A 14,037-nucleotide genomic window follows, 5' to 3' on the forward strand; every position below is an offset into this window, starting at 1 on the left:
AGAGGGAATGTCGAGTGCGAGTGAAAGGGTTGTTGCTGTGGGCCGCCCTGGCCCTGCTCGGGGGCTGTGCCAGCCCCACCGCCAAGCTGAATCAGCCTCCGGTGGATGTCACCTGGGAAACGCTGCCCGAATACTGGGTGCTGGTGGGGGATGCCATCAGTTTTAACCCGGTCGGGGGGCTGCCGGCGAAGAGGCCGGTCAAGGGGTATGTGACCCTTCGCTACCTCATCGATTCCAATGGCACGTTGTTCAGCCCAGAGGTACTGGAGTCCCAGCCCCCCGGCGTGCTGGATCTCATCGCCATCTCCGGGCTGGCGCAGCTGCGCTACCGGCCATCGGAGCAGAATCAGCAAGCCATTCCGGCTCGGGTTGTGGCCCGATTCGAAGTGGAAGTGAAATGACAAACACCCCGGCCAGGCCGGGGTGTTTCGTGTGGGCGGTGTGCCATGACGGCGCGGATCACTGCTCCTTGCAGTCGTTGTAGCGGCTCTGCCACTCCCCGGCGTCATCGCGCATCTCGACGAACCCCTCCTTGCCCTTGTTCCACCAGACCACCTCGTGATCGTCGGTATAGCGTGCACCGGAGGCGGAAACCGCCTGGGGCAGGGTGTAATCCTTGCCATCGGGGAGGGAGAGCTTGACGAAGTTCAGGCTCTCGTCCGAGAGGGAGAAGTAGCGAACCTGCACTTTCTGGTTCTGTTCACACAGATAGGTGACGGGATCGCCGCCGGTCACTCCCAGCTTGCCGCTGCCCAGATCGCAGCCGCCGAGCAGGGTGATGGCGCCCGCCCCCAGTAGAAAGAGCTTGGCGTGTTTCATGTTTGATCCTCACAACGGTGTCATATGGCCTTGAGCCTAACAGGATGAGGCACAACTGCAACCTCGTGGCGGGAGCCCTGCGTCGGGATGCGTCCGTCTCCCTCTGGTCCGTGGGGCAGGCAAAAAAACGCCCCGGCAGGCAAGCGGGGCGAAAGGGAGCCGTCCAATGGCTGCAGAAAAGGGTCAGTGGCCGAACCGTGTCGCCTCGAAGCGATTGAGCAGCCGGTGGATGAGGTAGCAGGCGAGCAGGGTGACCACGATGGCAAAGAGGATGCTGCTCACCCGATAGAGGGCGCTGAACACCAGGTCGTTGCCCGGGGTCAGGTACTGGCCGAACAGGATGCCGAGGGTGGTGAGGGCACCGAAGCCGACTCCGGAGCCGCTCGCCTCCTTCACATGGGCATAGCTGAACAGCATGGCGCCGAGCCAGAGCACCGGGGTCACCAGCAGCAGCAAGCCGGACCAGTCATAGAGCACCAGCTGCCCCAGGATGCCGAAACTCACCCCCAGCAGGGTGCCCATGGCCCGCTTGCGGGCATAGTCCAGGGCGCCGTTCCAGTGCATGGGGAAGAGCAGCAGCAGGGTGGTGGCCTGGGCGGACATGGAGTCGCGCAGATCGAAGATCTGGAACACCAGGAACGAGAAGGTCGCGATGGACGCCCCCAGCAGGGCTTCGTGGCGCATCCGGTGCGGCGCCTTGGGGGAGGGGGCCGGCCTGGGGCGCTCCTCCACGTCCGGAATGAGGGCCGTCATCAGATAGGCGATGAGCACCGACAGGACGCTGGCCCAGAGATTGCTGAAGATGAGGTCGTTCAGATCAATCCCGGGGTAGCTGGCAAAGTGCAGCATGATGCTGAGGCTGAGCACCCCGTTGGCACCGAACAGGAACAGGCTGCCCCGGGACATGGCGGCGAAACGGTAGAGGAAGAGCAAAAAGACCAGGGGAGTCATGAGCCCCGGGTGGCCGCCGAACAGGCCGCCGAGCAGCCCCACTTCCAGACCGCACATGGCGGCGGAGGCGATGAGCTGGCGGGCGGCGTGACCGTTCATCACCGGCACCAGGCCGAGCAGCAGCACCGGGGTGACGGTGAAGAAGACCCCGTTGCTCCAGCCGAAGATCTTGCACAGCACAAACCCCAGGGTACAGCCAAAGGCGATGCGCAGACACTGGCGCAGTTCGTTGGGGGTGAGGGGTCTGTGCCACAGGTTCATGGTCGTCATCTCAATAGATGTAGTGCAGCAGGCTGAGCAGACGGATCTGGCCGCGGGCCAGCAGCCCGGTCAGGGTGTTGTCCGGCAGCAACTGCACCGTGGCGCGGGCCCCGGCCGGCAGGTGGGCGGGCAGTTGCTCCAGGGTCAGGTGCAGGCGCAGGCGCTGGGCATCCCGCACCCAGCGATCGGACTCGACAGGGTTCGCAAGCTGGCCGTTGGCGTCAAACTGGCCGGCGCTGACCCCGGCATCCAGGCTGGCGACGCGGGCAGGATAGAGGCGACCGGGCTCGCCGTCGAAGGCGACGAGGGCCTGACTGCCGGCGCTGACGTGGCGCAGGCTCTTCTCGCGAAAATCGGCGATCACGTCCACCTGCTCGGAGACCAGGGCCAGCAGGGGGGAGCCCGCATTGGCCACGCTGCCAGGCTTGAGCTGCAAGTTGGTGATGATGCCGTCCTGGCTCGCATGAACCCGGCTGTAGGCGAGGTTGAGCTCGGCCTGGGCGAGGCGGTTGCGGGCCTGGCGCAACAGCAGGTTGTCTTCCCCTGGCAAGCCGCGGTTGACGCGGGCCTGCTCTACCCGGGCCTGGCTGCCGAGCAGGTTGGCACGGGCGGTGCGGGCGGCGCTGTCGGCGTCATCTTTCTGCTGTTCAGAGACCATGTGACGGCGGTAGAGGGCGTCGATGCGCGCCGCTTCCCGCTGTTTCTGGTCGGCCTGGGTGCGCAGCGAGCTGTACTCCGCCTCGTAGGCGGTCAGGGTCGCGTCCAGCTGGCGGTTCTGCTGCCTGGCCTGATCCAGGGCGAGCCTGGCCTGATCCACGGCGAGCTGGAAGGGTTCCGGGTCGAGGGCGAACAGCAGATCCCCCTGCTTGACGTGCTGGTTGTTGGCGACGGCGACTTCGACCACCTTGCCGCTGACCTGGGGGGCCATCCGGGTGACGACCCGGGTGGCCATGGCCTGGGGGGTCAGGGGCATCTTGATGTCGGCCAGCAGAAAGTAGCCAAACACCAGGACGAAGCAGGCGATGGCCCACTTTATCCAGCGCTTGAATTGTTGATCCGGTGTCATCTTATTCTCTCTCTTCATGCTGTGCGGCTATCTTGCCAAGGGCGTTGGCGGAGATGCGGTGCACAATGTCTTCAAACTGGGCCAGCTCCTGCTGGCTGATGCCGGTGAGCAGCTCCCGGCGCACGGCGATGATGCGGCCCTCGATCTGATCGAGCAGCGCCTTGCCCGCCGGGGTCAGGGTGACGATGCGGGCCCGCTTGTCCTGGCTGCAGCAGTGGCGCTCGATCAGCCCCTGATCCTCGAGCTGACCCAGGGTCCGCATCAGGGAGGGGAGCTCTATCTCCAGGGCCTCGGCCAGGGTCTTCTGGCTGAGGTGGCCGCCGAGGCGGCTGAGTTTCCACAGGGCGGTCCAGCGGGGATGGGTGAGCCCCAGAGGTGCCAGCTCGAGATCGGCCACGGTGCGCCAGAGCCGGTGCAATCGCCCCAGCTGCTCGGCGAGGGAGAGTTCTCGCAACATCTCCAGATCCTTTTTCATGACGGGCACCTCAATTACTTAGCTTGCGAAGCATTATATTTATTTCGCAGGCTAAGTAAATAGTGTGATACAGCTCACGTTCAGGTTTTTTGCCCGGGCCGTGGTGTTTAAGTTTTTATATGGCTTTGCGGGCTAGCTAACCGACAACGGCCGGAGGAGGCGCTAGAGTGGCCACCTTTGAGGTGCGCCAGGCTGGCCATTGACCCGGCCGGGGGACACCCTCACCCTGGGCTTTCCCGTCCGCTGCAAGGTTGAACGATGAAACTGCGCCACCAGCTAGTCACCCTCTCGCTTGGCTTGTCACTGCTGCTGATCCTGATCCTGGGCTGTCTGCTCGCCCTCTTCATGCGCCACCTGCTGGAGAACAACCTGAAGGAGAAGGGGAGCGATCTGGCCCGGGTGCTGGCGGCGGACAGCCGGGTGGTCCAGGCCCTGGAGAAGGGGAGCGATCCCGGGCTGCGGGATTATGTGCAGGGGATCTGCAGCCGCACCGACGCCGCCTACATGGTGGTGACCGACGAACATGCCAGGCGCCTGAGCCACCCCTCCCCCGAGCTGGTGGGCCAGACCTTCCGGGGGGAGGACATCTGGCCTGCACTCCAGTCGCGCGAGAGCTACTGCTCCCGGGACGTGGGCACCCTGGGCCCCGCCATCCGCTGCTTCGCTCCCGTAGTGGGGCCCGATGGCCAGGCCATCGGCGCGGTGGCGGTGGGTTATCTGATGCGCACCGTGGAGGGCACCTATCAGGAGCGGATCGCCCTGCTGGTCGGCGCCATCGCGGCGGTGCTGGGGTGCGGCCTGCTGCTGGCGCTCTGGGTGCAGCACTTGCTGCGGCGCACCCTGCTGGATCTGGAGCCGGAGACCATCGCCAATCGCTTCGCCCAGCAGGATCTGGTGCTGGAGGGGATCTCGGAGGGGATAGTGGCCCTGGACAACCAGCACAGGATCACCATGCTCAACAGCGCCGCCTTCTATCAGTTGCGACTGCCCGGCACCGGGCGCCACGCCCTGCTGGGCCGCTCCCTGGCGGAGCTGGCCCCCGGCCTCGTGCCCACGTTGCAGCAAGGGGGGGCGGTCAGGTTCACCGTGCAGGGGGATGACTTCGTCGGCCACTGGCAGGAGCTCAGCGGTCGCGAGCCGGGGCGCATGCTCATCTTCAGCCGGCCAGACGGCACCGGCAGCCTGGGCATGCAGGTGACCCACCTGCGCCAGTACGGCGAGATGCTGCGCATCCAGACCCATGAATTCGCCAACAAGCTCAGCAGCCTCTCCGGTCTGCTTCAGCTCGGCCACGTGGATCAGGCGGTAGACCTCATCCAGCAGGAGAACGAAGCCTGCCAGAACATGTTGCAGGATCTGCTGCGGGTCATCGAGAACAAGCCGGTGGCCGGGCTCATACTCGGCAAGTTCAGCCGGGCGCGGGAGCTGGGGGTGGAGCTGGTGCTGGATGCGGGGTCGGCCCTCGGGGAGTATCCGGCCGAGGTGTCGGCGGATCTCATCACCTGCATCGGCAACCTGCTGGACAACGGCATTCGCGCCGCCTGGGGGAACCGCGAGCACGCCGCGCCCAGGGTGCTGCTCTCCCTCGATGATCTGGGGCGGCGGCTGGTGATCGAGGTGGAGGACAGTGGCGAGGGGGTGGACGAGGCGCTGGCGGATCACCTGTTCGACTACGGTGTCAGCCGCCAGACCGGGGATCACGGGGTCGGCCTCTTCCTGGTCAAGAAGACGGTGGCCAGGCGGGGGGGCGTGATAGAATGGCGCCGCACCGCCGAGCAGACGACCCTGTTCGGTATCTATTTGAATAAAAACCAATTGGTGTAAGTCATGAAGCCAATCTTCACGCTGATTATCGAGGATGACGAGCGGATAGGCGCCATGTTGGGGGAACTGGTCTCCTCCACGGCCGGGTTCTCCCTGATGGGGCGGGCCGGCACCCTGGCCGAGGCGGATCGCCTGATGGCGGGGAGCGAGCCCCGCTTGCTGATGGTCGACATCTCCCTGCCCGATGGTTCGGGCCTGGAGTGGGTGAGCCGGCTGCGCAGCCACAACCGGGAGGTGATGGTGATGATGGTGACCGCCTCCTGCGACGTGGAGACCATACAGCAGGCCCTCAACCTGGGCGTGCAGGACTACGTCATCAAGCCGCTGCGGCTGTTTCGCATCCAGCAGAGCCTGGAGGAGATCCTGGTCCTGCATCGCCGCCTGTGCGAGCCGGGGGAGCTGGCCCAGAGCGATCTGGACCGCCTGATGGGCAAGGCGCGCAACCAGGGGCGGGAGGCGCGGGAAACCCCCAAGGGGATCGACGCCATCACCCTGCGCCAGGTGCTGGACCTGCTGGCGGGGGAGCCGGACAACACCTTCTCCACCGACACCGTGGCCCTGCGCCTCTCCCTGAGTCGCACCACGGCCCGCCGTTACCTGGAGTTTCTGGAGTCAGAAGATCGGCTGGACGTGGAGCTCAACTACGGCCAGCGTGGCCGCCCGGAGCGGCGCTACCACTGGCGCCGGGAGTCGTGACCCCGCCGCAGGCACAACGCCGAAGAGGCCGCGCACACCATGCTGCGCAGGCCGCGCAGATAAAAGGGAGCCTTTGAGCTCCCTTTTGCTTTGCCCCGATGCGACCCGGCCCCTCTATCTGGGGTTGCCCGAGAAGGGGTGCAGGGCGGTACGGGCGCGCTCGAACAGGGCGATGAGGTGATCCGCCACGGCCCGCACCCGCCGGGAGTGGGCGAGATCGCTGTGGAGCACCAGCCAGATGGGCTGATCCACCCCGAGCTCCGGCAGCAGGCAGACCAGATCCGTCTGGCGGGCGAGGTAGTGGGGCAGCACCGCGAGCCCCAGACCGGCCTGGGCGGCGGCGAGCTGGGCCGCCAGGGTGCCGGTCTCCACCCGGCAGGGGCGGCCGCGCAGCATGCGGGTCATCCATCTGGCGGCGGGCAGGTGGCTCTGGGTTTCGTTCCAGCCGATGAAGTCATCCTGATCGAAGCTGGCGGCATCCACCCCGGGGCTGCGGGCATCGAGGTAGGCGCCGGTCCCGTAGAGGCCAAAGCCCAGGGTGCCCAGGCGCCGCAGGGTGAGGTGGCCGGCATCGGGCTTGACCATGCGCACCGCGAGATCGGCATCGCGCCGGTGCAGGTTCACCGTCTGCACCCCGGTGACCAGCTCCACCCTCAGCTCGGGGTGCTGGGCAAAGAGCGTCGGCAGGGAGGGGATGATGAGGGGGTTGGCCAGGTTCTCGGCGGTGGCGAGGCGCACGGTGCCGGCCACCTGTCCCTGCAACTGCCCCGCCTCGCCAAAGGCCAGCCCCGCATGTTCCAGCGCCTCGGCTCGCTCAAGCAGGGCCTCCCCGTCGTCGGTCAGGCGATAGCCCTGCTGGTGGCGGCTGAACAGGGGCAGGCCGAGGGCCGCCTCCAGCCTGTCCAGGCGCCGGGAGACGGTGGCCACCCCCATGCGCAGGGCGTGGGCGGCACCGCTCAGGGTGCCGCTGCGGGTGATGGCCAGGAAGACGCGGGCGTCGTCCCAGAGCAGGGGATCGTGCATAGCGTTTCCATAATCGGAAGATAGGTTGCCAGTTATCTCTATATCTCATTCATTTTCGGAAGACCATACTCCCCTGCAACTTGTCAGGGAGAAAATGCGATGCAACGACGAACACTGGGAGCCAATCTGCAGGTCTCTGCACTGGGGCTGGGCTGCATGGGGATGAGCGAATTCTACGGGCCGCGGGACGATGAGACGTCCTTGCGGGTGCTGGCGGAGGCGGTGGAGCGGGGCATCGACCTGCTCGACACCGCCGACATGTACGGCCCCCACCACAACGAGGCGCTGATCGGGCGTTTTCTCGCGGCCCGGCGGGGGCAGGTGAAGGTCGCCACCAAGTTTGGCATCGTGCGCCAGCACGGGGAGTACAGGCGTACCCTCGACAACAGCGCCCGCTATGCACGCCAGAGCTGCGAGGGTTCCCTGCGCCGCCTAGGCATCGAGCAGATCGATCTCTACTATGTGCACCGCCTCGATCCGGCCCATCCCGTCGAGGAGACCATGGCCGGGCTGGCGCAACTGGTGCAGGAGGGCAAGATAGCCCGCATCGGTCTGTGCGAGGTGAGCGAAGCCACCCTGAGGCGCGCCCATGCCGTACACCCGGTGGCGGCGGTGCAGACCGAATACTCCCTCTGGACGCGGGAGGTGGAGGCGGCGGTGCTGCCCGCCTGCCGGGAGCTGGGGATTGGTCTGGTGGCCTACTCCCCCCTGGGGCGCGGGTTTCTGACCGGGCGCTACCAGCAGGAGGCGGTGTTCGAGGAGGGGGATTTTCGGGCCGGCCTGCCGCGGTTTCAGGGGGAAAACCTCGCCACCAACCGCACCCTGGTGCAGGCGGTCATGGCCCTGGCGCAGCAGAAGGGATGCTCGGCGGCGCAGATAGCCCTGGCCTGGCTGCTGGCGCAATGGGAGGGGATAGTGCCCATCCCCGGCACCCGGCGCCTGACTCACCTGGCGGATAACCTCGGCGCCCTTTCGGTGCGCCTTACGCCTGCGGAGCTCGAGGCCCTGGGACAGGCCATCCGGACCCTGCCGGTGGCGGGGGAGCGCTATACCGCCGAGGGGATGAAGGGGGTGAACGCATGAGCGGCTCGCACCCGGATCGCCGTGAACGGGCGTTCGCGCTGCTGGCCCGGCTCGATCCCCAGGAGCCCACGCGGGTCGCTGCCAGCCTGGATGCCCTGTCACCTGAGCTTGCCGAGCTGGTGCTGGGGTTTGCCTTTGCCGATGTGCTCGCCCGTCCCGGCATCGATCTCTGCACCCGCGAGATGCTCACGGTGGCGACCCTGATGGGGATGGGCACGGCGCCCGGACAGCTCGAGTTCCATATCCGGGCCGCCCTCAATGTGGGGGTCAGCCGGGAGACCATCATCGAGATCCTGCTCCAGGTCGCCGTCTATGCCGGAGTGCCCGCCTGCATGAATGGCATCCGTGCGGCCCGCAGCGCCTTCGCCGCCCATGACAAGGGGCGGGGGGCAGGGATTAAGGTGGAGACGTCACCCTGACGAAAAGGTCAGGTGTGCCCTGACGAGGGCAGCAAGAAGGGAGCCGAGGCTCCCTTCTTTCATGGTGCTGGCGGGCTCAAGCCCCTTCCGGCAGAGGACGGCGTACCCTCGGCTTGAGCTGGGAGAGCATGACCCCGGTCAGGATGAGGCCGCCCCCCAGCAGGTGATAGCCGTGGATGGGCTCCCCCAGGGTGATGACGGCGATGAGGGCCGTGCACAGGGGCATCAGGTTCATGAAGACCGAGGTGCGCTCCGCCCCCAGGGTGGCGAGGCCGCGCATCCAGCAGTAGGCGGCGAAGATGGAGGAGGCGAGGCCGGCGAACAGCACCATGCTCCAGCCCTGGGCGGGAATGGCCAGGGAGTCGGCAGAGAGGGCCACCGGGATGAGCAGCAGCACCGCCAGCAGGATCTGCAGATAGAGGTTGAGCCAGGGGCCGAACGGCAGTTGCCAGCGGCGGATCAGCAGGCCATAGAGGGCATAGCTGGCCGCCCCCAGCAGCATCATGCCATCGCCCGGGTTGATGCCGCTGTGCAGCAGTGCCAGGGGGTTGCCCTGACCCAGCAGCCAGAGCACCCCGAACAGGGAGAGGCTCATGCCGAGCAGCGCCTGCTTGCCCGGCTTCTGGCCAAAGCAGCAGGCCCCGATGAGCAGGGTGAGCAGGGGCAGCAGGGAGCCGATGACCCCCATGTTGGTGGCCGAGGTGCTGTGGGCGGCGTAGTAGGCGAGGCACTGGTAGAGCACCATGCCGAGCAGGGAGAGCACCAGCAGCTTGCCGAACCAGGGGCGGATGTCGGCCCGGCGGCGCCAGAGCTGCGGCAGGCAGAAGGGGGAGAGCGCGAGGGCGGCGATCACCCAGCGATAGAAGGAGATGGCGGCGGGATCCAGCACGCCGGCGGCGGCCTTGGAGACCACGGTATTGGCGGCCCAGATCAAGATGGCGAGCAGGGGGAAGAGAAAAGGCATAGGCACTCCTTGGTACGATGGGGAGAGTCTAGCCTTGTCTTGAACGAGGTAAGTAGCGTAAATAAGACATGTCATAACCGCTTTGGGACAATCTGCATGGGCACCCTCACCCTGGCCGAGCAGGATCGCCTGCTGGCCGACCCCAACCCCCTCTACTTTCGCTACAGCCAGATCCAGGGGGGCAACGCCTGCGCCGAGCACGCCCACCCCTGGGGTCAGCTCAGCCTCATCAGCCTGGGGGTCATGGTGGTGGAGGTGGGGGGAGAGCGGCTGGTGGCGCCTCCGGACTACCTCATCTGGGTGCCGGCGGACCTGCCCCACACCGCCTTCAACGAGCAGACCCTGGATTACACCTCCATCTACGTGAGCCACGCCCTGGCACCGCGCCTGCCACGGGAACCCCAGCTGCTGGCCCTCACCCCCTTGCTGCGGGCCCTGCTGGAGGACTTCACCCAGCGCCGGGTCGGCCACATGGAGGATGAGTGGGATGCCCGTCAGGGTGAGCTCTTCATCGAGAAGCTGGCCCGCACCCGTTGCCAGCCGAGCTACCTGCCCCAGAGCCGGGATCGCCTGCTGGCCCCCTTGCTGGCGGCATTGCAGGCGGCGCCGGAGGACAACCGCACGCTGGTGGAGTGGGCCAGGGCGCTGCACACCACGGAGCGCACCCTGGCGCGGCGCTGCCAGAAGGAGCTTGGCATGAGCCTGGGCCAGTGGCGCACCCGGTTGCGGCTGGTGAAGGCGCTGGACTGGCTGCGGGGCGAGATGCCGGTGCAGGAGATCGCCTGGCGTCTCGGTTACGCCTCCACCTCGGCTTTCATCGCCATGTTCCAGCGGGAACAGGGCTGCGCCCCCCAGCGCTATCGCCAGCAGCTGGGCCAACCCGTGGCCTGAACCGCATGAAAAAGGGCGCCCGCGGGCGCCCTTGTGGATCAGGGGATGGGCTTAGAAGAAGCCGAGGGGGTTGATGTCGTGGCTCACCAGCAGGTTCTTGGTGTTCTGGTAGTGGTCCAGCATCATCTTGTGGGTCTCGCGACCGATCCCCGACTTCTTGTAGCCGCCAAAGGCCGCATGGGCCGGGTAGGCGTGGTAGCAGTTGACCCAGACCCGGCCGGCCTGGATGCCGCGCCCCATGCGCCAGGCCAGGTTGCTGTCCCGGGTCCACAGGCCGGCCCCCAGCCCGTACTGGGTGTCGTTGGCAATGGCCAGGGCATCCGCCTCGTCCTTGAAGGTGGTGACCCCGAGCGCTGGCCCGAAGATCTCCTCCTGGAACACCCGCATCTTGTTCTGGCCCGAGAAGATGGTGGGCTGGATGTAGAAGCCCCCCTCCAACCCACTGACGTTGGCCGGGCCGCCGCCCAGCAGCATCTTGGCCCCTTCGCCGCGGCCGATCTCCATGTAGCTCAGGATCTTGTCGAACTGCTCGCGGGACGCCTGGGCCCCCACCTGGGTCGTGGTGTCGAGGGGGTTGCCCTGCACTATGGTGCGGGCGCGGGCCAGCACCTTGTCCATGAAGTCGTCATAGATGCTGGCCTGCACCAGGGCGCGGGAGGGGCAGGTACACACCTCCCCCTGGTTGAAGAAGGTCATCAGCATCCCTTCCACCGCCTTGTCGATGTAGCTGCTCTCATGCTGCATCACGTCGGCGAAGTAGATGTTGGGGGACTTGCCACCCAGCTCCACGGTGGAGGGGATCAGCTTGTCGGCGGCGCAGCGCAGGATATGGGCGCCCACTTCAGTTGAACCGGTGAAGGCGAGCTTCTGGATCCGGTTGCTGGTGGCGAGCGCCTGGCCCGCCTCGGCGCCGAAGCCGTTGACCACGTTGACTACGCCGGGGGGCAGGATGTCCTTGATGAGATCCATCATCAGCATGATGGTGACCGGGGTCTGCTCGGCGGGCTTGAGCACGCTGCAGCAGCCGGCCGCCAGTACCGGGGCCAGCTTCCAGGCGGCCATCAGCAGGGGGAAGTTCCACGGGATGATCTGGCCGACCACGCCGATGGGCTCCTTGAAGTGGTAGCTGACGGTGTTCTGGTCCAGCTCGGCGGCGGAGCCCTCCTGGGCGCGGATGCAGCCGGCGAAGTAGCGGAAGTGATCCACCACCAGGGGCAGGTCGGCGGCCAGGGTCTCGCGCACCGCCTTGCCGTTCTCCCAGGTCTCGGCGACGGCGAGCACTTCAATGTTCTGTTCGATGCGATCGGCGATGCGCAGCAGCAGGTTGCTGCGCTCGGTGACGCTGGTCTTGCTCCAGCTGGCGAACGCCTTGTGGGCCGCGTCCAGGGCGAGCTCGATGTCGGCGGCGTCGGAGCGGGCCACCTCGCAGAACACCCGGCCATCCACCGGCGAGATGTTCTCGAAATAGCGGCCGGCGCGCGGCGCCACCCAGTCGCCACCGATGAAGTTGTCATAACGGGATTTGAAGCTGACCAGGGCACCTGCCTGACCGGGAGCGGTATAAATCATCTCATCATCCTTATGTGTGTGTGGTCCTGACCGGCCTGGCGGGCAGTCCGGTTGCTTCCTGTCATCGCAAGGGGCGTGCCAGCGGGTGGCGCTCTACACAAAAAGGTTGCAAAAACGTTATCAAACGGGGTGCCAAGGGGTATCTTGGTTAACCAGTGCCCCTCAGGACGGCCCCCGAACTGTGCCGTTTCTGAACATCGGGTGTGACACTGTGCCGTTTGTGAACAGGAGACGTGATGAAGGCGCTCCCCCAAGGAGGCCCTATTCGCGAGTGTGTAGAAGGAGGTGTGATGAGCGAGTTGCCTCAATCCGGTGCCAGCCCAATCCAGCGCTCCTGGGAGCGCTGCCTGCATCAGGGGCTGAGTCGCCAGCAGAGCGCCGAGCTGGACTTGCTGCCCCAGGGGGAGCTGTCGGCTCGCCAGGAGCAGCACAGGACGCTCATCGCCTGCTTCCAGCGCTTCGTGCTGCCGCTCTTTGGCCAGTTGCTGGCGGGCAGACCCTGTCGTCTGCTGCTGTGTGACGGCGAGGGGGCCATCCTCGCGGTGAGCGGAGACGACCGGTTTGCCCGCCATGCCGAGCGCATTTTTTTGCGCAGCGGCGCCCGCTGGGGGGAGGCGAGCAAGGGCACCAACGCCATCGGCACCGCGCTGGCCGAGCAGAGCGAGGTGCAGGTGCTGGGGGCGCAGCACTTCTTCGCCCAGCACAGCTTTCTCAGTTGCAGCGCCTGCCCCCTGCTCGGGCCGGACGGGCAACTGCTCGGCGTGCTCGACATCTCCACCGATGCGGCCCACCACGGCGGCGACATGCTGGGCACGGTGCGCCTCCTGGCCATGACCCTGGAAAACGCCCTGCTGGCCCGCCAGCCGGGCTGGCTGGTGGATCTCGATCCCCAGAGCCTCTGGTCTGCCCGTCTGCTGCTGGGGGAAGGGGGCGAGCTGCTCGGGGCCAACCGGGCCGGTCGGCTCTGGCTCGGCCAGCACCCCTTCGACGGCAAGCAGCTGCTGCGCGAGCGCCGCGGGCTGCGATTGGTGCCGGAGGCGGGGGAGCGCGCCGCCAGGCTCCCCCTGCCGAGCGCGGTTGAGGAGGGGGGATCGCAGGCGCAGCAGGTGCCGCTCAAGATGCTGGAGCGGGGCATCTCATTGCTCATCGAGGGGGAGACCGGCAGCGGCAAGGAGCACCTGGTGCGCACCCTGCACGCCAGATCGAGCCGTCGGGCGCGGCCTCTGGTGTGCGTCAACTGCGGCGCCCTGCCGGCGGAGCTGGTGGAGGCCGAGCTGTTCGGCTACGTGGGGGGGGCCTTCAGCGGTGCCCGCAGCCAGGGCAGCCAGGGCTATCTGCGCGCCGCCCACGGCGGCATCCTGATGCTGGATGAAATTGGCGAGCTGCCGCTCCAGGCCCAGACCCGGCTGCTGCGGGTGTTGCAGGAGCGCGTCGTCACCCCGGTAGGCAGCCACAGACCCGAGGCGGTGGACTTCTGGCTGGTCAGCGCCAGCCATCGGGATCTGGCGGCCATGGTGGCGGCCGGCACCTTTCGCGAAGATCTCTACTACCGCATCTGCGGCTGGCGCCAGCAACTGGCCCCCCTGCGGGCCTGGTCGGTGCCCGAGCGTCAGGGGCTGATCCTGAACCTGCTCGCCCAGATGGACCCGGCACTGCAACTGAGCCGGGAGGCGGAGCAGCGGTTGCTGGCCCACCCTCTGCCCGGCAACGTGCGCCAGCTCAAACAGGCGCTGGAGGTGGCCTGTGTACTGGCAGAGGGGCAGGGCTGGATTGAACCTGCCCATCTGCATCTGCCCGCCGTGGCGGGGGGGGCGAGCTCACCTTTGGGAGGGAATACCCTGCGCGAGCAGAGCCGGCAGCGGGTGCAGCAGACCCTGGCAGAGTGCGGCGGCAACGTGAGCGAGGCGGCGCGCCGTCTTGGCATCAGTCGCACCACCCTCTATCGGGCGCTGCGGGAGGAGGGGTGAAGGGTGTCGCGCCGTCCAGCGCTTGTGTA

The 14,037-nt window shown here is 66.9% G+C and carries 14 protein-coding genes; 7 read left to right on the forward strand and 7 right to left on the reverse strand.

Going from position 1 to position 14,037, the window contains the following annotated elements:
• Window positions 1-20 precede the first annotated feature (20 nt).
• Window positions 21-401, forward strand: a complete 381-nt coding sequence (locus AB5Y51_RS14195) for an energy transducer TonB (RefSeq protein ID WP_223931061.1) — start codon at window positions 21-23, stop codon at window positions 399-401.
• A 58-nt stretch (window positions 402-459) separates the two neighbouring features.
• Here the strand turns inward: AB5Y51_RS14195 and AB5Y51_RS14200 are convergent, their stop codons facing one another.
• From AB5Y51_RS14200 to slyA, 4 genes are all read right to left on the reverse strand, one after another.
• Entirely contained in the window at window positions 460-819 is a 360-nt protein-coding gene (locus AB5Y51_RS14200) for an MliC family protein (protein WP_010673456.1), read from the reverse strand.
• Between the two features lie 183 nt (window positions 820-1,002).
• Complete coding sequence (locus AB5Y51_RS14205) at window positions 1,003-2,031, reverse strand: DUF2955 domain-containing protein (RefSeq protein WP_201894452.1); 1,029 nt, start codon at window positions 2,029-2,031, stop codon at window positions 1,003-1,005.
• A gap of 10 nt (window positions 2,032-2,041) precedes the next feature.
• Window positions 2,042-3,097 carry an HlyD family secretion protein gene (locus AB5Y51_RS14210; RefSeq protein ID WP_103260631.1) on the reverse strand — a complete coding sequence of 352 codons (1,056 nt, stop codon included), beginning with the start codon at window positions 3,095-3,097 and terminating at the stop codon, window positions 2,042-2,044.
• Between the two features lies 1 nt (window position 3,098).
• Window positions 3,099-3,572 (reverse strand): transcriptional regulator SlyA, encoded by a 474-nt coding sequence (slyA, locus tag AB5Y51_RS14215; RefSeq protein WP_041213370.1) that lies wholly within the window; start codon window positions 3,570-3,572, stop codon window positions 3,099-3,101.
• Between the two features lie 258 nt (window positions 3,573-3,830).
• Here slyA and AB5Y51_RS14220 point away from each other — a divergent pair, with 258 nt between their 5' ends.
• Window positions 3,831-5,396, forward strand: coding sequence for a sensor histidine kinase (locus AB5Y51_RS14220; RefSeq protein WP_041213369.1), 1,566 nt, complete (start codon window positions 3,831-3,833; stop codon window positions 5,394-5,396).
• 3 nt (window positions 5,397-5,399) lie between these two features.
• On the forward strand, window positions 5,400-6,092 hold the full coding sequence (locus AB5Y51_RS14225; RefSeq protein ID WP_039039279.1) for a response regulator: 693 nt from the start codon (window positions 5,400-5,402) through the stop codon (window positions 6,090-6,092).
• Window positions 6,093-6,206: 114 nt separating this feature from the next.
• Here the strand turns inward: AB5Y51_RS14225 and AB5Y51_RS14230 are convergent, their stop codons facing one another.
• On the reverse strand, window positions 6,207-7,115 hold the full coding sequence (locus AB5Y51_RS14230) for a LysR family transcriptional regulator (RefSeq protein WP_368178617.1): 909 nt from the start codon (window positions 7,113-7,115) through the stop codon (window positions 6,207-6,209).
• Window positions 7,116-7,214: 99 nt separating this feature from the next.
• Here AB5Y51_RS14230 and AB5Y51_RS14235 point away from each other — a divergent pair, with 99 nt between their 5' ends.
• The gene (locus AB5Y51_RS14235; RefSeq protein WP_368178618.1) at window positions 7,215-8,198 is read left to right on the forward strand and encodes an aldo/keto reductase; all 984 of its coding nucleotides are present in this window, start codon (window positions 7,215-7,217) and stop codon (window positions 8,196-8,198) included.
• Window positions 8,195-8,617 carry a carboxymuconolactone decarboxylase family protein gene (locus AB5Y51_RS14240; RefSeq protein ID WP_368178619.1) on the forward strand — a complete coding sequence of 141 codons (423 nt, stop codon included), beginning with the start codon at window positions 8,195-8,197 and terminating at the stop codon, window positions 8,615-8,617. Before AB5Y51_RS14235 ends, AB5Y51_RS14240 begins: the two co-directional genes overlap by 4 nt.
• A 76-nt stretch (window positions 8,618-8,693) precedes the next feature.
• Here AB5Y51_RS14240 and AB5Y51_RS14245 read toward each other — a convergent pair whose 3' ends face one another.
• Window positions 8,694-9,581, reverse strand: a complete 888-nt coding sequence (locus tag AB5Y51_RS14245) for a DMT family transporter (protein ID WP_182957536.1) — start codon at window positions 9,579-9,581, stop codon at window positions 8,694-8,696.
• Between the two features lie 96 nt (window positions 9,582-9,677).
• Here AB5Y51_RS14245 and AB5Y51_RS14250 point away from each other — a divergent pair, with 96 nt between their 5' ends.
• Window positions 9,678-10,472: a helix-turn-helix transcriptional regulator gene (locus tag AB5Y51_RS14250; RefSeq protein ID WP_010673466.1), complete on the forward strand. Its 795-nt coding sequence runs from the start codon at window positions 9,678-9,680 to the stop codon at window positions 10,470-10,472.
• A gap of 51 nt (window positions 10,473-10,523) precedes the next feature.
• Here the strand turns inward: AB5Y51_RS14250 and AB5Y51_RS14255 are convergent, their stop codons facing one another.
• Entirely contained in the window at window positions 10,524-12,041 is a 1,518-nt protein-coding gene (locus AB5Y51_RS14255) for an aldehyde dehydrogenase family protein (protein ID WP_368178620.1), read from the reverse strand.
• Between the two features lie 290 nt (window positions 12,042-12,331).
• On the opposite strand from AB5Y51_RS14255, the gene AB5Y51_RS14260 reads away from it, so the two are divergent.
• Complete coding sequence (locus AB5Y51_RS14260) at window positions 12,332-14,008, forward strand: sigma-54-dependent Fis family transcriptional regulator (protein WP_368178621.1); 1,677 nt, start codon at window positions 12,332-12,334, stop codon at window positions 14,006-14,008.
• The last annotated feature ends 29 nt before the right edge of the window (window positions 14,009-14,037 follow it).

It is taken from the genome of Aeromonas sp. R7-1, from assembly GCF_040908115.1.
Classification (GTDB): domain Bacteria; phylum Pseudomonadota; class Gammaproteobacteria; order Enterobacterales; family Aeromonadaceae; genus Aeromonas; species Aeromonas caviae.